Raw genomic sequence first — 22,481 nt, 5'->3', positions numbered from 1 at the left:
TCGAAAGACGTAAAAAATGGCAAAAGACAATAAAAACTTAAATAAAAAACCTAAAGTAAATCCTTATTGGATTTACGGAATTATCATAGCTATATTCATATCTATTCAATTGTTTTCAGGTGGATTTGGCGGATCTACAGGAATGCAAATAAACCCTTCTCAATTTATTGAGTACCTGGATAAGGGTGAGGTTTCTAAAGTAGAAATTGTAAACAAACGTGAAGCTAGAGTTTACCTAACAAAAGAAGCTCAAAAATTAGAAGTTCATAAAAAATCTAAGCCTAATACTATTTTACCTTCGGTAACTCCAATTCCTAATTATAAATTTGAATTTGGTGATCTTCAGAATTTTGAAAAAGATATTAGAAAAAGTATAGATGACAACAACCTTAGTACAGTTGTAGAATATGAGACCGAGCAAAATGTTTGGGGAGATTTATTAATAACCATCTTACCTTTTATTTTAATAGTTGCTGTTTGGATTTTTATAATGAGACGTATGTCATCTGGTGGAGGTGGCGGAGCTGGTGGACAGATTTTTAACATAGGAAAATCTAAAGCCAAGCTTTTTGATGAAAAATCTGACACTAAAACTTCTTTTAAAGATGTAGCTGGTTTAGAAGGTGCTAAAGAAGAAGTACAAGAAATTGTAGACTTTTTAAAATTTCCAGAAAAATATACATCTCTTGGTGGTAAAATCCCAAAAGGAGCATTACTTGTAGGACCTCCAGGCACAGGTAAAACCTTACTAGCAAAAGCCGTTGCTGGCGAAGCTAAAGTACCTTTCTTTTCCTTATCAGGATCAGACTTCGTAGAAATGTTTGTAGGTGTAGGTGCTTCTCGTGTAAGAGATTTATTTAAGCAAGCCAAAGAAAAGTCTCCTTCAATTATTTTTATTGATGAAATTGATGCCATAGGTAGAGCAAGAGGAAAAAACAACTTCTCTGGTTCTAATGATGAAAGAGAAAACACATTAAACCAGTTATTAACTGAAATGGATGGTTTTGGCACTAACACAAATGTTATTGTACTTGCTGCAACCAACCGTGCAGATGTTTTAGATAGTGCTTTAATGCGTGCTGGCCGTTTTGATCGCCAGATTTATGTAGATCTTCCAGATGTAAGAGAACGTAAAGAAATTTTTGAAGTACACCTTCGTCCACTTAAAAAAGAAGAAACTCTAGATGTAGACTTTTTAGCAAAACAAACACCAGGTTTCTCCGGAGCTGATATTGCTAATGTATGTAACGAAGCAGCCTTAATTGCAGCCAGAAAAGGCAAAAAAGCAGTTAATAAGCAAGATTTCTTAGACGCTGTAGATAGAATTATAGGTGGTCTAGAAAAGAAAAACAAAATTATAACTCCAGAAGAAAAACGCGCTGTTGCGTTCCACGAAGCAGGTCATGCCACAATAAGCTGGATGCTAGAACACGCTGCTCCATTGGTAAAAGTTACCATTGTACCAAGAGGTCGTTCTCTAGGTGCTGCTTGGTATTTACCTGAAGAACGTCTTATTGTAAGACCAGAGCAAATGCTAGACGAAATGTGTGCTGCATTAGGTGGTAGAGCTGCTGAGCAAGTTATTTTTGGTAAAATTTCTACAGGTGCGCTTAGCGATTTAGAAAAAGTAACAAAGCAAGCAAGAGCAATGGTTACCATTTATGGTCTAAGCGAAAAAGTGGGTAACCTAACCTATTATGATTCTTCTGGGCAGTCAGAATATGGGTTTACAAAACCTTATAGCGAGCAAACCGCAGAACTTATTGATAAAGAAATTTCAGATATAATTGAAAAACAATACGAAAGAGCGGTAAAACTTCTAGAAGAAAACAAAGACAAACTTACCGAACTAGCAGAAGTACTACTTGATAAAGAAGTGATTTTCAAGGACAACCTTGAGATTATCTTTGGAAAGCGTGCTTTTGATAAAGAAGAAACAGCTGTAGAGGAAGAAGAATAAACCTTACAGTTGTCATATAAAAAACTTAAATTGACTTCTAGTTAATTTAAGTTTTTTTATATTTGAGAAATGCACTAACCTAGGATTAATAGTAGCAGTTGAATGAGCTTATTTCGTAAACTCTTCGGAAAAAAATCAAATGAGTCCGAAGAACAAATACCAAATCAAGAGCGAGGCAAATATATGCCTGAAATTAAGTTACCTGCCGATGAACGTTTTACCATAAACTTCAAGGCAAATGGTGGCAAATTCTTGTATTGCGAAAATATGGCAGAAGTTAAAGAAAGTTTCAATGCTATCTTGGGCGAAAATCAATGGCACAATGACAAAGTCTTTGTTATTGATGAGCGCTTACTAGATTTGTTTAAAGACTTTAAACTTAATAGTACTACAAAAATCTCTGAGAGTAAATACTTCTTATCAACTTGCGAATATCTGATTTCTGATGATGGTTCTTTATTAATTTCATCTAATCAAATAGCAGAAAAAAAGCTTAAAGAACTACCAGAACATTTTATAATCTACGCCACAACAAGTCAGTTTGCAGAAAATATAGGTGAAGGGTTAAAAGGTATTAAGGCAAAAAGCAAGTCTAAAATCCCAACAAATATTACCACTATAAAACATTTTAAAACTGCTGATGATAAAGATTTTCTTACCTACGGAAGCAGTGCTAAAAACCTATACCTACTTCTCTTAGAAGATTTGTAATGAAAGAATTTATCATAAGAGCCGTATCTGGTGCTATCTATGTTTTATTGCTCATTGGGTCGTTGTATATGCAAAATACGCTTACGGCTTTACTTGTCTTATTTGGTGTTTTGAGTCTTGCAGAATTTAGTAACCTTATTAAACTAAAGTCTATAGCACAATACATTATTTTCATAGTGCTTTTTGGTGGATTTTGGTACTTGAGCATTTGGAATAAAAACACAACTGGTAGTGATGAAGCCATACAGATAGTGTTAGTTACTACAATATTTGTTAATTTAATTCTTATAAAAGATTTATTTACAACCAAGCGTATTCCTATTTTTAGCTCAAAGAGTTTTATTGTTTCTACATTTTATCTAACAAGTGGTTTTATTTTTATGCTGCTTATAGCTAATTACGAAAATGTATTTACACCTCTTTTACTTTTAGGAAGCTTTATACTCATTTGGGTTAATGATAGTGCTGCCTATTTGGTGGGAAAAAACTTTGGAAAGCAAAAATTATTTCCGAGCATATCACCCAAAAAAACAGTTGAAGGTTTTCTTGGTGGATTATTTTTTGCTTGTATATCTAGTTATTTTATTGCAAAGTACACAGAAACCTTAGGTTTTACCAGTTGGTTAATTATGAGTATTATTGTAAGTGTTCTAGGTACATTAGGCGATTTAATAGAATCTAAATTTAAGCGACAAGCAGGTGTAAAAGATAGTGGTGTTATAATGCCAGGACATGGAGGGCTTTTAGACCGACTAGATAGTATTATCTTTGCATCACCATTTATATATTTGTTTTTAAGAATACTAAGTTATGTTTCATAAAGAAGGTCACAAAATTATATTTATCACTTTAGTCCTAGTTGTAGGATCATTTTTTTTAATCGACGAGTTTGTTACTAATGAGTGGCTCAGAAAAGGGTTATTGATAGCCATACTCGTTTTCTTTATTCTGATTCTTCAATTTTTTAGAAATCCGAAACGTCATACTAAAGCTAACGAAAAACAAGCACTATCTCCTGTAGATGGTAAAGTTGTGGTTATTGAAGAAGTAATGGAAAACGAAGTTTTTAAAGACAAACGCATACAAGTCTCTGTATTTATGTCTCCTATTAATGTCCATGTTACAAGGTACCCAATAAGTGGAAATGTAAGTTTTAGCAAATACCATCCTGGGAAATATTTGGTTGCATGGCACCCAAAAGCCAGCGAAGAAAACGAGCGTACAACTGTAGTTGTAGAGAACGAAAGTTTTGGCAAAGTACTATATCGCCAAATCGCTGGTGCACTAGCCAAACGTATTGTAAACTATGCTACAGTAAACTCTAAGGCTACACAAGGTGAAGACTCTGGTTTTATAAAATTTGGCTCTAGAGTAGATTTATTTTTACCTTTGGATGCTGAAATTAAGGTTGAGCTTAACCAGAAAGTAAGAGGAGGCGAAAGTATCATTGCAGAAATGAAATAATTAAATGACATCAGAAGAACTACATAAAGAGTTTGAAGATGCTGTAGACCGTATTAATGCGCATACAGACCCATTTCCTGCTGATTTCTTATTACGACTCTACGCTTACTATAAAAAAGCAACAAATGATTACGGAAGACCAAGTAGTCGCAAGCCTATAATTAATGCTTTTAAGACTAATGCCTTATTTCAAATACAAGACATTAGCCCTGATGAAGCTAAAACTGAATACATTAACCTAGTTAATAACTACTTTTTATACAGAAAGTAATTAATCTCTTATTAAAGGCAATGTAGAGCAACGAAGTAATCCTTCTTGTTTTGCAATTTCGGCATAAGGCACTTCCTCAACCGTAAAACCATTTTCTCTCAACCAAGAATTTAATCTAGTAAAATTCTTTTCTGAAATAATAACGTTTTCAGAAATTGAAAAAACATTACTATTCATGTGATACATTTCTTCTTTTGTGATTTCAAAAATATTATCCTTTCCAAAGAAATCTACCAACCATAAGTATTCCTCTTCTTCTAAAAATCCATTTTTATGTAAGATGGCCTTATCCTTACCTATAGGCTGAAAACAGCAGTCTAAATGCAATGCATTATCCATAGCATTGGTTTGAGATTTTCTAAGGTTGAAGCTTTTTACTTTTTTATTAGGAAACTTTTCAGCAATAAAATCTACACCTGCTTTATTGGTGCGTGCTACTATATAATCTGAGTAATCTGACCCTCTGTAGGTACCGATAAAAATATGATCGTTCCACACAATAACATCTCCACCTTCTATATGTGCCTCAACAGGAGGACGCATTACTTTATCTGCATCTATCTGATCTATTATATATTGAATTGCGTCTAACTCCTCTTCTCTATCTGGCAAAATATTAGCTTTAATAAAAACATCATCTATCACAAAACCAATATCTCTAGAAAAAATCTGATTACAGTCTTTTATAATATTTGGTCTATAAACTTTGACGTCATATTTATTAAAAACTTCTGCTACAGATTCCATTTCAGAAACCATATCTTCTTCAGAAGGGTATGTACCTGCTTTTATGTGCTCTAATGATTTTGGATCATAAGCCTCTTCAATTGAAGGTGTAGGCCCATTACTTTCTGCTGTACCAAGAACAACAGCTCTTAGTCTAGAAGTTTCATTTTTAACGTTTAATTTCATAATATATATACACAAAAAAGCACCATTGATTAATGATGCTTTATGAGTTTAAATTTATTTTAAATTACCTTTCATCTATAGATTTAAAAGATCTGTGTGTTTCTCCAATATAAAGCTGTCTAGGACGACCAATTGGTTCTTTGCGCATACGCATTTCTCTCCACTGTGCTATCCAACCTGGTAAACGACCTAATGCAAACATTACAGTAAACATTTCTACAGGAATACCCATAGCTCTATATATAATTCCTGAATAGAAATCTACGTTTGGATATAATTTTCTATCTACAAAGTAAGAATCTTCTAAAGCTTCTTTTTCTAATCCTTTTGCTATATCTAAAATAGGATCTTCAACACCTAAATCTCCTAATACTTCATCAGCTGCTTTTTTAATGATTCTTGCTCTAGGATCAAAGTTCTTGTATACACGGTGACCAAAGCCCATTAGACGGAAAGGATCGTCCTTGTCTTTAGCTTTTGCCATGTATTTTTTAGTATCTCCACCATCTTCTTTAATAGCTTCTAACATTTCTAAAACTGCTTGGTTAGCACCACCATGTAATGGTCCCCAAAGAGCAGATATACCAGATGCTAGAGAAACAAATAAACCTGCATGAGAAGAGCCTGCAATTCTTACTGTTGAAGCAGAACAGTTTTGCTCATGGTCTGCGTGAAGAATTAACAACTTATCTAATGCATTTACTAAGATAGGATTTTGCTCATACTCACTATTTGGACTCTTAAACATCATTTTAAGAACATTTTCTACATAGCCTAAGTTTTTGTCTCCATAATCTAATGGTAAACCATGCTTTTTGCGCATTGTCCATGCAACAAGAATTGGAAATTTAGCTAATATTCTAACTATTGCATTGTACATTGCCTCTTCTGAGTTAACATCTACAGAAGATGGGTAAAATGCTGTTAACGCACTAGTTAATGAAGATAACACACCCATTGGATGTGCAGACTTAGGAAACGCATCTAAAATCTTCTTTACGTCATCATCTACAACTGACTTCTCTTTTATGTCACTTTCAAACTTATCTAATTGTGCCTGTGTTGGTAATTCACCAAAAATTAATAAGTAAGCAACTTCTAGGAAATCTGCTTTTTCGGCAAGTTCTTCAATAGAGTAACCTCTATACCTTAGTATTCCTTTTTCACCATCCAAAAATGTTATCGCACTTTCACAACTTCCTGTGTTTTTATAACCTGGATCAATTGTAATAACACCTCCTGTTGCACTTCTTAAGGTTTTTATATCAATGGCAACTTCATTCTCTGTTCCTACTTTTATTGGTAGTTCATACTTTTCACCATTAATTTCTAAGGTAGCTTTATCTGACATATTTTTTTACTTGTTTTTGTGAATTTTTAAGGACTGCTAATTTACGAAATATCAAACGATTTCGGAAGTCAATTTACAATCGTTTTAACAATTTGGGTATTATTGAAATCAATAGATAAAAAGGAATAATTTGTATTTTTCTTTAAATGCTATTTAGCCCTTTATTTTCTGATTAAAAAGCGAAAAAAAACCTATCCAATCGGACAGGCTTTTTTTAATTTATTAATAATTTATCGAAGACTAGATTACTTCACTTTAAATGCATTTTCTTGAGGAAAATAAGCTACATCTCCTAGTTCTTCTTCTATGCGTAATAATTGATTGTATTTTGCCATACGATCACTACGTGATGCAGAACCTGTTTTAATCTGACCTGTATTTAACGCTACAGCTAAATCTGCAATAGTATTGTCTTCAGTTTCACCTGATCTATGTGACATTACTGAAGTATAACCTGCATTATGTGCCATATTTACAGCAGAAATTGTCTCTGTTAAAGTACCGATTTGGTTTACTTTAATTAAGATAGAATTTGCTATTCCGTTTTCAATACCACGAGAAAGACGCTCTACATTGGTTACAAATAAATCGTCACCAACTAATTGTACTTTATCTCCTATCTTCTCTGTTAGAACTTTCCAACCGTCCCAATCATTTTCATCCATACCATCTTCAATAGAAACTATTGGATATTTTGCAGCTAGTTCGGCTAAGTAAGTAGCTTGCTCTTCTGACGTTCTTACTTTACCAGATTCGCCTTCAAACTTAGTATAGTCATATTTACCATTAACGTAAAATTCTGCTGCTGCACAATCTAGAGCAATCTTAACATCTTCCCCAAATTTGTAACCTGCTTTTTCTACGGCTAATTTTATTGAATCTAGTGCGTCTTCTGTACCACCTTCCAGGTTTGGCGCAAAACCACCTTCATCACCTACTGCAGTACTCAGACCTCTATCGTGTAGTACTTTTTTAAGATTGTGAAAAATCTCTGTACCCATCTGCATAGCATGTGTAAAATCTTTTGCTTTTACAGGCATTACCATAAATTCTTGAAATGCGATTGGAGCATCACTATGAGAACCACCATTAATGATATTCATCATTGGTAATGGTAATGTGTTTGCAGAAACTCCACCAACATATCTATATAAAGGCATTCCTAACTCATTAGCTGCTGCTTTTGCTACAGCTAGAGAAACACCTAAAATGGCATTAGCTCCTAATTTTGATTTATTCTTAGTGCCATCTAAATCTATCATTAATTGATCGATAGCATTTTGTTCAAAAACAGAAACACCAAGTAATTCTTGAGCTATAACAGCATTAACATTCTCAACGGCTTTAGAAACTCCTTTTCCCATATAAGCATCTCCACCATCTCTTAATTCTACAGCTTCATGCTCTCCAGTTGAAGCGCCAGATGGCACAGCTGCTCTTCCCATAATTCCATTTTCTGTTACAACATCTACCTCTACAGTTGGGTTACCTCTAGAATCTAAAATTTGTCTTGCGTGTACATTAACTATAATGCTCATTTCTTTATTTTTTTATTGTTGATTGTTTCAAAATTACGAAAATATAGTCCTTTAATCAGTACAAAAATTATATTTACGATTAATATTTACTATAATGTTTTCGAAACTAAAAAAACGCAACAAAATTTGATGTTTGTTGCGTTTTTTCTACTAGCTATTTTTTATGTTTTCTATAAACTGATCGAATAAATATACCGAGTCGTTTGGCCCTGGACTTGCCTCTGGATGATATTGTACAGAGTAACAGTTTTTATCCTTAATCTTAATTCCGGCTACAGTATTATCGTTAAGATGTACATGTGTTATCTCTACATTTTCATTAGCTTCAGTTTCTTCTCTATTAATAGCAAAACCATGATTTTGAGATGTAATTTCACCTTTTCCTGTAACTAAGTTTTTAACAGGATGATTGATTCCTCTATGACCATTATGCATTTTATAAGTAGAAATACCATTTGCTAAGGCTATAACTTGATGTCCTAAACATATACCAAACAGTGGTTTGTTTCTTGCAATAATTTCTTTTGCTACTGCTTGTGCTTCTACTAATGGCTCAGGATCTCCTGGTCCGTTTGATAAGAAGTATCCATCTGGATTGAATGCTTCTAAATCTTCAAATTTAGAATTGTACGGAAACACTTTTATATAGGCATCTCGCTTAGCTAAGTTTCTAAGAATATTCTTTTTTATTCCTATATCTAAAGCTGCTATTTTATATGTTGCATTCTCGTCTCCAAAATAATATGGTTCTTTAGTTGACACTTTAGAAGCTAACTCTAAACCTTTCATATCTGGCTGATCTGCCAATTGTTTTTTAAGGTTTTCTATGTCATCTACTTCTGTAGATATAACAGCATTCATTGCTCCATTATCTCTTATGTAGCTCACTAAAGCTCTTGTATCTACATCTGCAATAGCTAGTGTATTATACTTTTCAAAGAAATCTTCTAAAGAATTATCGCCTGAAGGACGAGAGTATTCAAAACTGAAGTTTTTACAAATTAAACCTGCAATTTTTACATCTTCAGATTCCATTTCATCTTCCTTAGTTCCATAATTACCAATATGGGCATTTGTGGTAACCATTAACTGACCATAATAAGAAGGGTCTGTAAAAATTTCCTGATAACCTGTTGTACCAGTATTAAAGCATACTTCACCAAATGCTGTACCGTCTTTACCTATTGACTTACCGTAAAATATAGTACCGTCTTCTAATAGAATTAGTGCTTTTTTTCTTTGTTTATATTTCATGTACAATGTTTATAAGATTTCTGCATTGGCAGAAAAAGTTTTACAAAATTCCAAAAAAAAAGGATAAACTTAAAAAGTCTATCCTTTATATTTATCAATGATTATTAACATCGACTATTCTTCTTCGTTTGAAGCTTGAGTTTCTACAGCAGGAACAGCAGTTGTGCTCTTCTTACCACCTCTTCTACTTCTACGAGTAGTTTTCTTAGCAGGCTTACCAGCGTTGTATAACTCATTGTAATCTACTAATTCAATCATAGCCATATCAGCGTTATCACCTAATCGGTTACCTAACTTAATGATACGAGTATAACCACCTGGACGATCACCTACTTTAGCAGCAACGTCTCTAAACAATTCTGCAACTGCTTCTTTTTGTCTTAATCTAGACATCACAATTCTTCTATTGTGAGTAGTGTCTTCTTTAGACTTAGTAATTAATGGTTCTACAAACTGTTTTAACGCTTTTGCTTTTGCAGTTGTAGTGTTAATGCGCTTATGCTCTATTAAAGAACATGCCATGTTTGCTAACATTGCTTTTCTGTGCGCAGATTTTCTACCTAAATGGTTGAATTTTTTTCCGTGTCTCATGACGTTTGTATTATCATCTTGCTACCAAATTCAGACGTTATATAGTCTAAAGAGCAAAATATGATTATTATTAATTATAAATTAGTCTTTATCTAATTTGTATTTGCTTAAATCCATACCAAAGTTAAGACCTTTAACGTTAACTAACTCTTCTAGCTCAGTTAAAGACTTCTTACCAAAGTTTCTGAATTTCATTAAATCGTTTTTGTTAAAAGATACTAAATCACCTAAAGTATCTACTTCTGCAGCTTTTAAACAGTTAAGAGCACGTACAGAAAGATCCATATCAACTAATTTAGTCTTAAGTAACTGCCTCATGTGAAGTGACTCTTCATCATAAGTTTCTGTTTGTGCAATCTCATCAGCTTCTAATGTAATACGCTCATCAGAGAATAACATGAAGTGGTGGATTAATATTTTTGCTGCTTCAGTTAAAGCATCCTTAGGATGGATAGAACCATCTGTTAAGATTTCGAAAACTAATTTTTCGTAATCTGTCTTCTGCTCAACACGGAAGTTCTCGATGCTATACTTAACATTTTTTATTGGAGTATAGATAGAATCTGTAAAGATAGTTCCCATTGGTGCAGAAGCTTTTTTGTTTTCTTCAGCAGGAACATAACCTCTACCTTTTTCTATAGTTATCTCCATATTGATATTTACTTTAGGATCTAAGTTACAGATTACTAAATCTGTATTTAAAACTTGGAAACCAGAAATAAACTTTTGAAAATCACCAGCAGTGATTTGCTCTTGCCCAGAAATAGAAATAGTAACAGTTTCGTTATCTACTTCATCAATCTGACGCTTAAAGTTTACTTGCTTTAAGTTTAATATCATTTCTGTTACATCTTCTACTACTCCAGAAATTGTAGAAAATTCGTGATCTACACCTTCTATTCTAACAGAAGTGATTGCGAAACCTTCTAAAGAAGATAATAATACTCTACGTAAAGCATTACCAACTGTTAATCCGTATCCTGGTTCTAAAGGTCTGAATTCAAACTTACCTTCAAAATCAGTAGAATCAATCATGATTACTTTATCTGGTTTCTGAAAATTTAATATTGCCATTTTATTCTTCGTTTTAATTGTTATTTGGTTGCGCGGTTTATAAGTTTGAAGAAGACAAATAAACCCTTTGGCCAAATACCAATGTGGTTAATTATTATTTAGAGTAAAGTTCTACGATGAACTGCTCATTGATTTGCTCAGGAATTTGGATTCTAGCTGGTACAGAAACATAAGTTCCTTCCATTTTATCGTTATTCCAAGTTATCCACTCATATACATTGCTAGAGTTAGATAATGAAGCTTGAATAGTTTCTAAAGATTTAGATTTTTCTCTTACACCTACAACATCACCAGCTTTTAATTGGTAAGAAGGAATGTTTACCTTTTCGCCATTAACTGTAATGTGTCTGTGAGATACTAATTGTCTTGCAGCACTTCTAGTTGGTGCAACACCCATTCTGAAAACCACGTTATCTAAACGAGACTCACATAATTGTAATAAAACTTCACCTGTAATACCTTGAGCTGCTGTTGCTCTTTTAAACATGTTTCTGAATTGACGCTCTAATATACCATAAGTATATTTTGCTTTTTGCTTTTCCATTAATTGGATTGCGTATTCAGATTTTTTTCCACGTCTTCTGTTGTTACCATGTTGACCTGGAGGGTAGTTTCTTTTTTCGAAGGCTTTGTCGTCTCCGAAGATAGCTTGACCGAATTTACGAGCTATTTTAGTTTTAGGACCAGTATATCTTGCCATTTTAAATTGATTTTGAGAGTGATTATAAAATTAAGGTCTTAAACTTATCCTTCTATAATCGTTAATCTCTCGTTGATACTTATTTAATTTTTTTCAGTTTGCAAATGTACATAAAAAAAGTTAATACCAACCGAATAATCGACTGATATTAACTTTACTATGTATGCATTATTATACGCGACGTCTCTTTGGAGGACGACAACCGTTATGTGGCATTGGAGTAACATCGATAATTTCTGATACTTCAATACCTGAGTTGTGAATAGATCTGATAGCAGATTCTCTACCGTTACCAGGACCTTTTACGTATACTTTTACTTTCTTTAAACCAGCTTCTTTTGCTACACCTGCAGCATCTTCTGCAGCTAATTGCGCTGCATAAGGAGTGTTCTTTTTAGAACCTCTAAAGCCCATTTTACCAGCAGATGACCAAGAAATTACGTCACCTTTTTTATTTGTTAAAGAAACAATGATGTTGTTGAATGAAGCTGTAATGTGAGCTTCACCTATAGCATCTACTATTACTTTACGTTTTTTTGTACTTGACTTTGCCATATTTTTTAGTTTTTTAGTTGCGTTTTGTAAAGCTTATGCAAAACGCGGTGTTAGCTTTTAGTTGTTAGAATCCTAAACCTTCCGATTTCGAGCAGATTCATCTAACGTCTAATTACTAATGACTAATGTCTGTTATTATTTAGTTACTTTTTTCTTGTTAGCAACTGTTTTTCTTCTACCTTTTCTTGTACGAGAGTTGTTCTTAGTACGCTGTCCTCTTAAAGGAAGACCAGCTCTGTGACGAATACCTCTGTAACAACCAATATCCATTAAACGCTTAATGTTCAATTGTGTTTCAGAACGTAATTCACCTTCGATTTTAAATGCACCAACTGCTTCACGGATAGCTCCGATTTCGTCGTCAGTCCAATCTTGTACTTTTGTGCTCTCGTCAACTTTAGCAGTTTCTAAAATTTCCTTAGCTCTACTTCTACCTATACCATAGATATAAGTTAAAGAGATAACTCCTCTTTTTTGTTTTGGTATGTCTACACCTGCAATTCTTGCCATATAATTTAGTTTTTAGCTGTTAGCTTTTAGTTGTTAGAATCCTAAACCTTTCGATTTCGAACAGATTCATCTAACTACTAATTACTAATTGACTTTTTTATCCTTGTCTTTGCTTGAATCTTGGATTCTTTTTGTTAATAACGTAAAGTCTTCCTTTACGACGTACTAATTTACAATCAGCACTTCTCTTTTTAACTGATGCTCTTACTTTCATCTTTGTCGTGTTTAAAAGCTTAAAAGTTTAAAAGTTTAAAAGTTGAGTGATAAATATTACTTTACAACTTTCTACTTTTAACTTCTTAACTCGTTTTTAGTATCTATAGGTTATACGAGCCTTAGTTAAATCGTAAGGGCTCATTTCTAATTTTACTTTATCACCTGGTAACAATTTAATGTAATGCATACGCATTTTTCCAGATATGTGTGCTGTCACAATGTGACCATTTTCTAATTCAACACGGAACATTGCATTAGATAATGCTTCTATAATTGTTCCGTCTTGTTCTATTGCTGCTTGCTTTGCCATAATTTATTTTTAATGTTCAGTCTTCATTTAACAAATACCTTGCCTAAATTTTATTGAACATTGTGTTGTTTTTATAATTATGCGGTAACAGATTTTCTGTTTTTTCCCGTTTTCATCAAGCCATCATAATGCTTATTTAATAAATAAGAATTAATCTGCTGCATAGTATCAATAGCCACACCAACCATAATTAATAATGATGTACCACCAAAAAATAATGCCCAACCTTGTTGCACGCCTACTAATTGATAAACAAAAGCAGGGAAGATAGCTACTAAGGCTAAGAAAATAGATCCTGGTAAAGTAATCTGAGACATAATTTTGTCTAAGTACTCAGCTGTTTCTGTACCTGGTCTAATTCCTGGAATAAATCCACCACTACGTTTTAAATCGTCTGCCATTTTATTTGTAGGTACTGTAATTGCAGTATAGAAATATGTAAATATTATAATTAATAGTGCAAATACAAGATTGTACCAAAATCCAAAGATATCTTGGAAGTTAGTTTGCATCCATTGTCCTACTCCGCTTTCTGGACCAAATAATTTACCTATATATGCTGGCGCAAACATAATTGCTTGAGCAAATATAATAGGCATTACACCTGAAGCGTTTAATTTTAATGGTAAGAATTGACGAGAGCCAAATACATTTTTCTCATAGCCACCAGAAGCTGTTCTTCTTGCGTATTGTACAGCAATTTTACGTACTGCCATTACTAAGAATACAGAACCTAAAATGATTAAGAACCAGATAACTAATTCTATTAAAATCATCATAAATCCACCATTTCCACCTTCTAATCTAGAGAACATGTTTTGAGCAAATGACTGTGGTAAGGTTGCTATAATACCAACCATAATTAATAATGAAATACCATTACCAATACCTTTATCAGTAATTTTTTCACCTAACCACATTGCAAAAACACAACCTGTTACTAGGATGATTACTGATGAAAAATAGAATACATTTTCTGAAAAGCCTGGTATTAACATTTGGTTAATTGACTGAAGTCCAGATAAAGACGGTATGGTACCTAAATAAGCAGGTGCCTGAACCAAACAGATTCCAATAGTTAACCATCGTGTAATTTGAGTAATTTTCTTTTGTCCACTAGCTCCTTCTTTTTGAAGTTTTTGTAGATAAGGAATTGCAATACCCATAAGTTGAACCACGATAGAGGCTGAAATGTATGGCATAATACCTAAAGCAAATACTGAGGCTTTAGAAAAACCACCTCCTGTAAATGCGTTAATTAACCATAATAAACCACCTTCTGCTGCAGAACTTTGAAGTTCTGATAGCTTTGGAAAATCTACACCTGGCAAAACCACCTGAGCACCAAAACGATACACTAATAACAAGCCTAAGGTTAGAATAATTCTATCCTTAAGCTCAGTGATTTTCCAGACGTTTTTTAATGTTTCTATTATCTTCATCTTTTAAATCTTATAAAGTTACAGCTTCACCACCAGCAGCCTCAATAGCAGCTTTTGCTGTTGCAGTAAATTTATGTGCAGTTACTGTTAATTTTGTTTTTAATTCACCTCTACCTAGGATTTTTACTAGATCATTCTTTCCAGCTTTTCCTAATGATACAAGTGTTTCAAAATCTACAGTATCCTTAATTTTCTTTTCGTCTACTAATTGTTGTAATGTATCTAAGTTTACACCTTGATACTCTACTCTGTTAATATTAGTAAATCCAAACTTAGGAACACGTCTTTGTAAAGGCATTTGACCACCTTCGAAACCTAATTTCTTAGAGTATCCAGAACGTGACTTAGCACCTTTGTGTCCTCTTGTCGCAGTACCACCTTTACCAGATCCTTGACCACGTCCAACACGTTTTCCTTGATTTTTAACTGAACCTTCTGCAGGTTTTAAATTACTTAAATCCATTGTTAAGTTTGTATTTTTAAGCTTCCTCTACAGAAACTAAATGTTCAACTTTCTTCACCATACCAAGGATATTTGGTGTGGCATCGTGCTCTACTACTTGTCCAATCTTTCTAAGACCTAAAGCTTCTAATGTTTGCTTTTGTCTTTTAGTACGATTGATTGCACTTTTTACTTTAGTTACTTTAATCTTTGCCATCTTGTCCTAGATTATCCTTTATATACTTTTTCAAGTGAAATTCCACGTTCTCTTGCTACAGCTTTTGCATCTCTTAATTGTAATAAAGCATCAAAAGTAGCTTTTACAACGTTATGAGGATTTGAAGATCCTTGAGATTTTGATAATACATCATGTACACCAACTGCTTCAAGTACTGTTCTTACAGCACCACCAGCAATAACTCCTGTACCAGGTGCAGCTGGAATAATATTTACTCTAGCACCACCGTATTTACCTTTTTGTTCGTGAGGTAAAGTACCTTTTACGATAGGAATTCTTACTAAGTTCTTTTTCGCGTCTTCTACAGCTTTTGAAATTGCTGTTGCTACGTCTTTAGATTTACCTAATCCATGACCAACAACACCAGCTTCGTCACCAACAACTACAATAGCAGAAAAACCAAATGCTCTACCACCCTTTGTTACTTTAGTTACACGCTGTACACCTACTAAACGGTCTTTTAAATCTAATCCGCCTGGTTTTACTAATTCTGCGTTTTTATATTTTTGATACATAATGTCTTAAAATTTAAGTCCTGCTTCTCTAGCACCTTCTGCTAATGATTTTACTCTACCGTGATATAAATAACCACCTCTATCAAAAGAGATTGTTTCTACACCAGCTTTAATAGCTTTTTCTGCAACAGCTTTTCCTACTAAAGCAGCAATTTCTGTCTTATTTCCTTTAGACGTTGCTATATCTTTGTCTCTTGAAGATGCAGCAGCTATAGTTTTACCAGTTACATCATCTACGACTTGAGCATAAATTTCTTTATTACTTCTAAAAACAGCTAATCTAGGTCTAGCTTCTGTCCCAGATACTACCTTACGGATTCTGTTTTTTATTCTTAATCTTCTTTCGTTCTTTGTCAATGCCATAACTTACTTATTAAGCTGATTTACCTGCTTTTCTTCTAATTATTTCACCAACAAACTTGATACCTTTTCCTTTGTAAGGCTCTGGCTTACGGAAACCACGGATTTTAGCTGCTACTTGACCAACTAATTGTTTGTCGTGAGATGTTAATTTAACGATTGGGTTTTTACCTTTTTCTGAGATAGTCTCAACTTTTACTTCTGGAGCTATGTCCATAACGATATTGTGAGAAAAACCAATTGCTAAATCTAATTTCTGTCCTTGATTTGATGCTCTATAACCAACACCTACTAACTCTAATTGCTTAGTAAATCCGTTAGATACACCTTCTATCATATTAGCAATTAACGCTCTGTATAGACCGTGCTTTGCTCTGTGATCTTTCTTTTCTGAAGGACGGTTTAATGTAATTGTTCCGTCTTCTAAAATAATTTCAACATCAGAAAAAGTTTGAGACAATTCTCCTAACTTTCCTTTTGCAGTAATTACATTATCTTTAATTTCTACAGTTACACCTTCAGGAACTGTGATTGGGCTTTTACCTATTCTTGACATAATTTCCTGTTTTTAGTATACGTAACATAATACTTCGCCACCAACGTTTTCTCTTTGCGCTTGTTTTCCTGTCATTACACCGTGAGATGTAGAAACAATTGCAATACCTAAACCATTTAAGATTCTTGGCATTTCGTTAGCACCAGCGTATTTACGTAAACCTGGTTTACTGATTCTTTGAATTTTTTTGATAACAGACTCTTTTGTCTCTTTGTTGTACTTTAAGGCAATCTTAATTGTACCTTGTACTGTAGTGTCATCAAATTTGTAACTTAAAATATATCCTTGATCGAATAATATTTTAGTTATCTCCTTTTTTAAGTTAGATGCAGGAATTTCTACCACTCTGTGGTTAGCTTTCACAGCATTTCTAACTCGCGTTAAATAATCCGCTATTGGATCTGTGTACATAGTTTTAAATTTTGGAAAATGGTTTTCGACATTCTCGAACCTAGATTCCGATTATACAATAGTTATATTGATAATTGTACAGAAGCTAAATCGCTTCCTCAATGTTACCAACTTGCTTTTTTTACACCAGGAATTAACCCTTTGTTAGCCATTTCTCTAAACATTACACGAGAGATTCCAAACTGTCTCATATAACCTTTTGGTCTTCCGGTAAGTTTACATCTATTGTGCTTACGTATTGGTGATGCATTTTTAGGTAACTTTTGTAATGCTTCGTAATCTCCAGCTTCTTTTAAAGCTTTTCTTTTCTCAGCATATTTAGCTACAGTCTTTGCACGCTTCACCTCACGAGCTTTCATTGATTCTTTAGCCATACTTAATTCTTTTTAAATGGTAATCCTAGTTCTGTTAATAAAGACTTTGCTTCTTTGTCTGTTTCAGCAGAAGTCACAAATGTAATATCCATTCCTGAGATTTTATTGATTTTATCGATATCAATTTCAGGAAAAATGATTTGCTCTGTAATACCTAAGTTATAATTTCCACGACCATCAAAACCTGTAGCTTTAATACCGTTAAAATCTCTAACTCGTGGTAATGCAGTTGTTACTAATCTATCTAAGAACTCGTACATTTGCTCACCACGTAAAGTTACTTTGGCACCAATTGGCATCCCTTTACGTAACTTAAATGTAGCAACGTCCTTCTTAGATATTGTAGCTACAGCTTTTTGCCCAGATATTTTTGTTAATTCTTCAACAGCGTGATCAATTAACTTTTTATCTGCAACAGCAGCACCTACACCTCTAGATAATACTATCTTTTCAAGTTTAGGTACTTGCATTACATTTTTATATCCAAATTCTTCTGTAAGAGCAGGAACTACTTTGTCCTGGTACTCTTTTTTTAATCTTGCAACGTAAGCCATAATTAAATTACTTCATTAGATTTTTTAGAAAATCTTACTTTATTGTCGCCATCCATTCTATAACCTACTCTCGTAGTTTCTCCCTTGCTTGTTAATAAAGACAAGTTTGAAATATGAATTGGTGCTTCTTTCTCTACAATACCACCTTGTGGATTTTGTGCACTTGGTTTAGTGTGTTTCTTAACCATATTTACACCTTCCACAATGGCTTTGTTCTTATCTATTAATACCTTAAGCACTTTACCTTCTGATCCTTTGTGATCTCCAGCTATTACTTTTACAGTATCTCCTGATTTTATTTTAAGCTTTGTCATCTTATTTATCAATTAAAGCACTTCTGGTGCTAATGATACAATTTTCATGAATTGTTTATCACGAAGTTCTCTTGCTACTGGACCAAATACACGTGTTCCTCTCATTTCACCTTGTGGGTTTAATAAAACACATGCATTATCGTCAAATCTAATGTAAGAGCCGTCTGGACGTCTTACTTCTTTAGCTGTACGTACAACAACAGCAGTAGAAACTGCTTTTTTCTTAACATTTCCGTTAGGAGTAGCATCTTTAACAGATACTACTACTTTATCTCCAACAGAAGCGTATCTTCTTTTTGTACCACCTAAAACACGAATTACTAAAACTTCTTTAGCTCCTGTGTTATCTGCTACTTTTAATCTTGATTCTTGTTGTACCATAATTACTTCGCTCTTTCAATTATTTCTACTAATCTCCAACACTTAGATTTACTCATAGGTCTTGTTTCCATGATCTTTACAGTATCTCCTTCGTTGCAGTCGTTTTTCTCATCGTGCGCAACATATTTCTTTGTTTTTAACACGAACTTTCCATACATAGGATGTTTTACTTTTTTTACTTCTGAAACAACAATAGATTTCTCCATTTTGTTACTAGTAACTACTCCTATACGTTCTTTTCTTAAATTTCTTTTTTCCATCTTTCAGCAGAATACAATTATTGTCCGTCTCTTTTAGTTAATTCTGTTGCTAATCTAGCTACAGTTCTTCTTACAGCACGTAACTGTATTGGGTTATCTAAAGGAGATATTGCGTGAGCCATTTTTAGGTCTGAATAACTCTTTTTAGTCTCACTAAGTTTTTCTTGTAACTCAGCTGTTGAAAGCTGTTTAATTTCTGATTGCTTCATAATTTCTTTTTATTATGCTTCGTAATCTCTAGCAATGATAAACTTAGTTTTTACTGGAAGTTTTTGTGCTGCTAAACGTAAAGCTTCTTGAGCTGTTTCTAACGGCACTCCACTTACTTCAAATAATACGCGTCCTGGTTTTACAACAGCTGCCCAATATTCTACACCACCTTTACCTTTACCCATACGTACTTCAAGAGGCTTTTTTGTAATAGGCTTGTCTGGAAATATTTTAATCCATAACGATCCTTCTCTTTTCATATAACGAGTAGCGGCAATACGAGCTGCTTCTATTTGACGTGCAGTTATAAATGACGAGTCTAAAGATTTTATACCAAAAGTACCATTTGATAACAAATGACCTCTTCCGGCATTACCTTTCATACGACCTTTTTGCTGCTTACGAAATTTTGTTCTTTTAGGCTGTAACATTTTGTCTTTTCTTTAAAGAATTACTTTCTACGACGTTGGTTTTTGTTTCCTCCACGTCCACCTTTTCCTTTTTGCTTAGAAAGACCCACTAATGGAGAAAGTTCTCTTTTTCCATAAACTTCGCCTTTCATAATCCACACTTTTACACCTAATCTACCATAAGTAGTATGTGATTCTACTAGAGCATAATCAATATCAGCTCTAAATGTAGATAAAGGAATACGTCCTTCTTTGTAGTGCTCTGAACGTGCCATTTCAGCACCGTTTAAACGACCACTAATTTGAACCTTGATTCCTTCAGCATTCATACGCATAGCTGCAGCGATAGCCATTTTTATTGCTCTTCTGTAAGAAATACGACTTTCTATCTGACGAGCGATACTTGCTGCTACTAAATGTGCATCTAGTTCAGGTCTTTTAATTTCAAAGATGTTCAATTGAACTTCTTTACCAGTAATTTTCTTAAGCTCTTCTTTTAGCTTGTCTACCTCTTGACCACCTTTACCGATAATAATACCAGGTCTAGCAGTAGTGATAGTAACGGTTACAAGTTTAAGCGTACGCTCAATAATTACTCTACTTACACTAGCTTTAGATAAACGAGCATGGATATACTTACGGATTTTATCATCCTCTGCAAGTTTGTCTCCATAATCATTTCCGCCATACCAGTTAGATTCCCATCCTCTGATAATTCCTAAGCGATTTCCGATTGGATTTGTCTTTTGTCCCATATCTCTACCTTAGCTTTGTGTTTTATTTAATGAATCTACCACAACTGTAACGTGGTTAGATCTTTTTCTAATTCTGTGTGCTCTACCTTGAGGTGCTGGACGTAAACGCTTAAGCATTGCTCCACCGTCTACTCTAATCTCTTTGATAAATAGATTAGCTTCCTCAACATCAGCATCTTCGTTTTTAGCTTGCCAGTTTGCAATTGCAGACATAACTAATTTTTCTAAACGACGAGACGCTTCCTTAGGGCTAAATCTAAGAATCTGAAGAGCTTTCTCTGCCTTTTCACCTCTTACTAAATCTGCTACTAAACGCATTTTTCTTGGAGATGTAGGACAGTTATTTAGCTTAGCAAAAGCAACCTGCTTCTTCTCAGCCTTAATAGCTTCCGCCATTTGTTTTTTACGACTTCCCATGATTCTTATTTTTTACCTTTATTCTTAGCACCTGCATGACCTCTAAATGATCTTGTTGGTGAAAATTCTCCTAATTTATGACCTACCATATTCTCAGTTACATATACTGGAACAAATTGACGACCATTGTGTACTGCTATAGTCTGACCTACGAAATCTGGAGAAATCATAGACGCTCTTGACCAAGTCTTGATAACAGTCTTCTTGTTTGAAGCTACATTTTCTGCAACTTTCTTTTCTAACTTATAGTGAATATAAGGTCCTTTTTTTAATGAACGTGCCATACTATCTTACTTATTTCTTTCTACGTTCTACAATATACTTATTACTCGCTTTCGTCTTAGAACGCGTTCTATAACCTTTAGCAGGAATACCATTCTTAGATCTTGGGTGACCACCTGAAGACTTACCTTCACCACCACCCATTGGGTGATCTACTGGGTTCATTACTACTGGTCTTACTCTTGGACGTCTACCTAACCATCTGCTTCTACCTGCTTTACCAGATACAAGTAATTGATGATCTGAGTTAGATACAACTCCAATTGTAGCCATACATGCTGCTAATACCATTCTAGTTTCACCAGATGGTAATTTTATAGTTGCAAACTTACCATCTCTTGCCATTAACTGAGCAAATGCACCTGCACTACGTGCCATAACAGCACCTTGCCCAGGACGTAACTCTATACAAGAGATAATAGTACCTAAAGGTATTTCACTTAATGGCATTGCGTTTCCTATTTCTGGAGCCACACCACTTTCACCAGATACAACTGTTTGCCCTACTTGTAAACCATTTTGAGCGATAACATATCTCTTTTCGCCATCTTGATAGTTTAATAAAGCAATAAATGCTGTTCTGTTTGGATCGTATTCTATTGTTTTAACTTCTGCTGGGATTCCAGTTTTGTTACGTTTAAAGTCAATAATACGATACTTCTTCTTATGACCTCCACCCATGTGGCGCATGGTCATTTTTCCTTGACTGTTTCTACCACCAGATCTTTTTTTCGGAGCTAATAAACTTTTCTCCGGCTTATCAGTAGTAATGGCGTCAAATCCATTAACCACTCTAAAACGCTGAGCTGATGTGATCGGTTTTAATTTTCTAACTGACATTTTTGTCTAATTACATGTTAGCGTATAAATCTATTGTTTCACCTTCCGCCAGTTGTACAATTGCTTTTTTAATAGCATTTGTTTTACCATGCTGAATACCCGTTTTTGTATAACGAGTTCTTCTATCTGGACGGACATTTATCGTACGAACTTTTTCTACAGAAACACCATAAGCAGCCTCAACCGCTTTTTTAATTTCTACCTTGTTCGCCTTTGTGTTCACTTCGAATGCATATGCATTTAACAACTCACTTTGAGTGGTTGCTTTTTCTGTGATGATAGGTTTAATTAAGATACTCATCT

General features: G+C 34.0%; 35 protein-coding genes. 5 read left to right on the top strand and 30 right to left on the bottom strand.

Annotation, left to right across the window (positions count from 1 at the left end):
• The first annotated feature begins 16 nt into the window (after nucleotides 1-16).
• The 5 genes from ftsH to P7122_RS13870 all read left to right on the top strand — a co-directional run bounded on the left by ftsH (nucleotide 17) and on the right by P7122_RS13870 (nucleotide 4,406).
• Nucleotides 17-1,960: an ATP-dependent zinc metalloprotease FtsH gene (ftsH, locus tag P7122_RS13890; RefSeq protein ID WP_278006396.1), complete on the top strand. Its 1,944-nt coding sequence runs from the start codon at nucleotides 17-19 to the stop codon at nucleotides 1,958-1,960.
• 102 nt (nucleotides 1,961-2,062) lie between these two features.
• Entirely contained in the window at nucleotides 2,063-2,671 is a 609-nt protein-coding gene (locus P7122_RS13885) for an LUD domain-containing protein (RefSeq protein ID WP_278006395.1), read from the top strand.
• Entirely contained in the window at nucleotides 2,671-3,492 is an 822-nt protein-coding gene (locus P7122_RS13880; protein WP_278006394.1) for a phosphatidate cytidylyltransferase, read from the top strand. Before P7122_RS13885 ends, P7122_RS13880 begins: the two co-directional genes overlap by 1 nt.
• A complete protein-coding gene (locus P7122_RS13875; protein WP_278006393.1) occupies nucleotides 3,482-4,135 on the top strand; it encodes a phosphatidylserine decarboxylase family protein in 654 nt (217 codons plus the stop codon). Before P7122_RS13880 ends, P7122_RS13875 begins: the two co-directional genes overlap by 11 nt.
• Nucleotides 4,136-4,139: 4 nt before the next feature.
• Nucleotides 4,140-4,406: an acyl-CoA-binding protein gene (locus tag P7122_RS13870; protein ID WP_278006392.1), complete on the top strand. Its 267-nt coding sequence runs from the start codon at nucleotides 4,140-4,142 to the stop codon at nucleotides 4,404-4,406.
• On the opposite strand, the gene P7122_RS13865 is transcribed toward P7122_RS13870, so the two are convergent.
• From P7122_RS13865 to rplW, 30 genes are all read right to left on the bottom strand, one after another.
• Entirely contained in the window at nucleotides 4,407-5,321 is a 915-nt protein-coding gene (locus P7122_RS13865) for a dimethylarginine dimethylaminohydrolase family protein (RefSeq protein WP_278006450.1), read from the bottom strand.
• 61 nt (nucleotides 5,322-5,382) lie between these two features.
• The gene (locus P7122_RS13860; RefSeq protein ID WP_278006391.1) at nucleotides 5,383-6,669 is read right to left on the bottom strand and encodes a citrate synthase; all 1,287 of its coding nucleotides are present in this window, start codon (nucleotides 6,667-6,669) and stop codon (nucleotides 5,383-5,385) included.
• 245 nt (nucleotides 6,670-6,914) lie between these two features.
• Nucleotides 6,915-8,207, bottom strand: coding sequence for a phosphopyruvate hydratase (gene eno / locus P7122_RS13855; RefSeq protein WP_278006390.1), 1,293 nt, complete (start codon nucleotides 8,205-8,207; stop codon nucleotides 6,915-6,917).
• Nucleotides 8,208-8,357: 150 nt separating this feature from the next.
• On the bottom strand, nucleotides 8,358-9,461 hold the full coding sequence (gene carA, locus P7122_RS13850; protein ID WP_278006389.1) for a glutamine-hydrolyzing carbamoyl-phosphate synthase small subunit: 1,104 nt from the start codon (nucleotides 9,459-9,461) through the stop codon (nucleotides 8,358-8,360).
• Nucleotides 9,462-9,575: 114 nt separating this feature from the next.
• Nucleotides 9,576-10,052 carry a 50S ribosomal protein L17 gene (gene rplQ, locus P7122_RS13845; RefSeq protein WP_278006388.1) on the bottom strand — a complete coding sequence of 159 codons (477 nt, stop codon included), beginning with the start codon at nucleotides 10,050-10,052 and terminating at the stop codon, nucleotides 9,576-9,578.
• Nucleotides 10,053-10,133: 81 nt separating this feature from the next.
• Nucleotides 10,134-11,126 (bottom strand): DNA-directed RNA polymerase subunit alpha, encoded by a 993-nt coding sequence (locus tag P7122_RS13840; protein WP_278006387.1) that lies wholly within the window; start codon nucleotides 11,124-11,126, stop codon nucleotides 10,134-10,136.
• Nucleotides 11,127-11,220: 94 nt separating this feature from the next.
• Nucleotides 11,221-11,826 carry a 30S ribosomal protein S4 gene (rpsD, locus tag P7122_RS13835; protein WP_278006386.1) on the bottom strand — a complete coding sequence of 202 codons (606 nt, stop codon included), beginning with the start codon at nucleotides 11,824-11,826 and terminating at the stop codon, nucleotides 11,221-11,223.
• Between the two features lie 171 nt (nucleotides 11,827-11,997).
• Nucleotides 11,998-12,381, bottom strand: a complete 384-nt coding sequence (gene rpsK, locus P7122_RS13830; protein ID WP_179345458.1) for a 30S ribosomal protein S11 — start codon at nucleotides 12,379-12,381, stop codon at nucleotides 11,998-12,000.
• 135 nt (nucleotides 12,382-12,516) lie between these two features.
• Nucleotides 12,517-12,891, bottom strand: coding sequence for a 30S ribosomal protein S13 (gene rpsM / locus P7122_RS13825; protein WP_243471098.1), 375 nt, complete (start codon nucleotides 12,889-12,891; stop codon nucleotides 12,517-12,519).
• 97 nt (nucleotides 12,892-12,988) lie between these two features.
• Complete coding sequence (ykgO, locus tag P7122_RS13820; protein WP_008269159.1) at nucleotides 12,989-13,105, bottom strand: type B 50S ribosomal protein L36; 117 nt, start codon at nucleotides 13,103-13,105, stop codon at nucleotides 12,989-12,991.
• Nucleotides 13,106-13,201: 96 nt separating this feature from the next.
• The gene (gene infA, locus P7122_RS13815; RefSeq protein ID WP_007094967.1) at nucleotides 13,202-13,417 is read right to left on the bottom strand and encodes a translation initiation factor IF-1; all 216 of its coding nucleotides are present in this window, start codon (nucleotides 13,415-13,417) and stop codon (nucleotides 13,202-13,204) included.
• A gap of 77 nt (nucleotides 13,418-13,494) precedes the next feature.
• On the bottom strand, nucleotides 13,495-14,859 hold the full coding sequence (secY, locus tag P7122_RS13810) for a preprotein translocase subunit SecY (protein WP_278006385.1): 1,365 nt from the start codon (nucleotides 14,857-14,859) through the stop codon (nucleotides 13,495-13,497).
• Nucleotides 14,860-14,869: 10 nt separating this feature from the next.
• A complete protein-coding gene (rplO, locus tag P7122_RS13805; protein ID WP_278006384.1) occupies nucleotides 14,870-15,322 on the bottom strand; it encodes a 50S ribosomal protein L15 in 453 nt (150 codons plus the stop codon).
• Nucleotides 15,323-15,338: 16 nt separating this feature from the next.
• Nucleotides 15,339-15,518 carry a 50S ribosomal protein L30 gene (rpmD, locus tag P7122_RS13800; RefSeq protein ID WP_076620351.1) on the bottom strand — a complete coding sequence of 60 codons (180 nt, stop codon included), beginning with the start codon at nucleotides 15,516-15,518 and terminating at the stop codon, nucleotides 15,339-15,341.
• Nucleotides 15,519-15,529: 11 nt separating this feature from the next.
• Nucleotides 15,530-16,054, bottom strand: a complete 525-nt coding sequence (gene rpsE / locus P7122_RS13795; RefSeq protein WP_076620350.1) for a 30S ribosomal protein S5 — start codon at nucleotides 16,052-16,054, stop codon at nucleotides 15,530-15,532.
• 6 nt (nucleotides 16,055-16,060) lie between these two features.
• Nucleotides 16,061-16,417 carry a 50S ribosomal protein L18 gene (gene rplR / locus P7122_RS13790; protein WP_278006383.1) on the bottom strand — a complete coding sequence of 119 codons (357 nt, stop codon included), beginning with the start codon at nucleotides 16,415-16,417 and terminating at the stop codon, nucleotides 16,061-16,063.
• A 10-nt stretch (nucleotides 16,418-16,427) separates the two neighbouring features.
• On the bottom strand, nucleotides 16,428-16,970 hold the full coding sequence (gene rplF, locus P7122_RS13785; RefSeq protein ID WP_278006382.1) for a 50S ribosomal protein L6: 543 nt from the start codon (nucleotides 16,968-16,970) through the stop codon (nucleotides 16,428-16,430).
• Nucleotides 16,971-16,982: 12 nt separating this feature from the next.
• Nucleotides 16,983-17,381 carry a 30S ribosomal protein S8 gene (gene rpsH / locus P7122_RS13780; RefSeq protein ID WP_243471092.1) on the bottom strand — a complete coding sequence of 133 codons (399 nt, stop codon included), beginning with the start codon at nucleotides 17,379-17,381 and terminating at the stop codon, nucleotides 16,983-16,985.
• Nucleotides 17,382-17,485: 104 nt separating this feature from the next.
• Nucleotides 17,486-17,755: a 30S ribosomal protein S14 gene (gene rpsN / locus P7122_RS13775; RefSeq protein ID WP_243471091.1), complete on the bottom strand. Its 270-nt coding sequence runs from the start codon at nucleotides 17,753-17,755 to the stop codon at nucleotides 17,486-17,488.
• A gap of 2 nt (nucleotides 17,756-17,757) precedes the next feature.
• Nucleotides 17,758-18,309 (bottom strand): 50S ribosomal protein L5, encoded by a 552-nt coding sequence (gene rplE / locus P7122_RS13770; RefSeq protein ID WP_278006381.1) that lies wholly within the window; start codon nucleotides 18,307-18,309, stop codon nucleotides 17,758-17,760.
• Nucleotides 18,310-18,311: 2 nt separating this feature from the next.
• The gene (rplX, locus tag P7122_RS13765; RefSeq protein WP_278006380.1) at nucleotides 18,312-18,623 is read right to left on the bottom strand and encodes a 50S ribosomal protein L24; all 312 of its coding nucleotides are present in this window, start codon (nucleotides 18,621-18,623) and stop codon (nucleotides 18,312-18,314) included.
• 12 nt (nucleotides 18,624-18,635) lie between these two features.
• Complete coding sequence (rplN, locus tag P7122_RS13760; RefSeq protein WP_278006379.1) at nucleotides 18,636-19,004, bottom strand: 50S ribosomal protein L14; 369 nt, start codon at nucleotides 19,002-19,004, stop codon at nucleotides 18,636-18,638.
• A gap of 2 nt (nucleotides 19,005-19,006) precedes the next feature.
• On the bottom strand, nucleotides 19,007-19,264 hold the full coding sequence (rpsQ, locus tag P7122_RS13755; RefSeq protein WP_076620340.1) for a 30S ribosomal protein S17: 258 nt from the start codon (nucleotides 19,262-19,264) through the stop codon (nucleotides 19,007-19,009).
• 17 nt (nucleotides 19,265-19,281) lie between these two features.
• A complete protein-coding gene (rpmC, locus tag P7122_RS13750) occupies nucleotides 19,282-19,473 on the bottom strand; it encodes a 50S ribosomal protein L29 (RefSeq protein WP_278006378.1) in 192 nt (63 codons plus the stop codon).
• A 12-nt stretch (nucleotides 19,474-19,485) separates the two neighbouring features.
• Entirely contained in the window at nucleotides 19,486-19,905 is a 420-nt protein-coding gene (gene rplP, locus P7122_RS13745; RefSeq protein WP_278006377.1) for a 50S ribosomal protein L16, read from the bottom strand.
• A 20-nt stretch (nucleotides 19,906-19,925) separates the two neighbouring features.
• Complete coding sequence (gene rpsC, locus P7122_RS13740; protein WP_278006376.1) at nucleotides 19,926-20,639, bottom strand: 30S ribosomal protein S3; 714 nt, start codon at nucleotides 20,637-20,639, stop codon at nucleotides 19,926-19,928.
• 9 nt (nucleotides 20,640-20,648) lie between these two features.
• Nucleotides 20,649-21,056 carry a 50S ribosomal protein L22 gene (gene rplV, locus P7122_RS13735; protein WP_278006375.1) on the bottom strand — a complete coding sequence of 136 codons (408 nt, stop codon included), beginning with the start codon at nucleotides 21,054-21,056 and terminating at the stop codon, nucleotides 20,649-20,651.
• Between the two features lie 5 nt (nucleotides 21,057-21,061).
• Entirely contained in the window at nucleotides 21,062-21,340 is a 279-nt protein-coding gene (gene rpsS, locus P7122_RS13730; RefSeq protein WP_008269180.1) for a 30S ribosomal protein S19, read from the bottom strand.
• Between the two features lie 10 nt (nucleotides 21,341-21,350).
• Nucleotides 21,351-22,178, bottom strand: coding sequence for a 50S ribosomal protein L2 (gene rplB / locus P7122_RS13725; protein ID WP_278006374.1), 828 nt, complete (start codon nucleotides 22,176-22,178; stop codon nucleotides 21,351-21,353).
• A 10-nt stretch (nucleotides 22,179-22,188) separates the two neighbouring features.
• Entirely contained in the window at nucleotides 22,189-22,479 is a 291-nt protein-coding gene (gene rplW / locus P7122_RS13720) for a 50S ribosomal protein L23 (RefSeq protein ID WP_138434828.1), read from the bottom strand.
• Nucleotides 22,480-22,481: the final 2 nt, after the last annotated feature.

Origin of the sequence: Winogradskyella marincola, assembly GCF_029624125.1 — a bacterium.
Classification (GTDB): Bacteria; Bacteroidota; Bacteroidia; order Flavobacteriales; family Flavobacteriaceae; genus Winogradskyella; species Winogradskyella marincola.
Note: the sequence above shows the minus strand (reverse complement) of the source record. Positions and strands in the feature narration are given on the sequence as shown.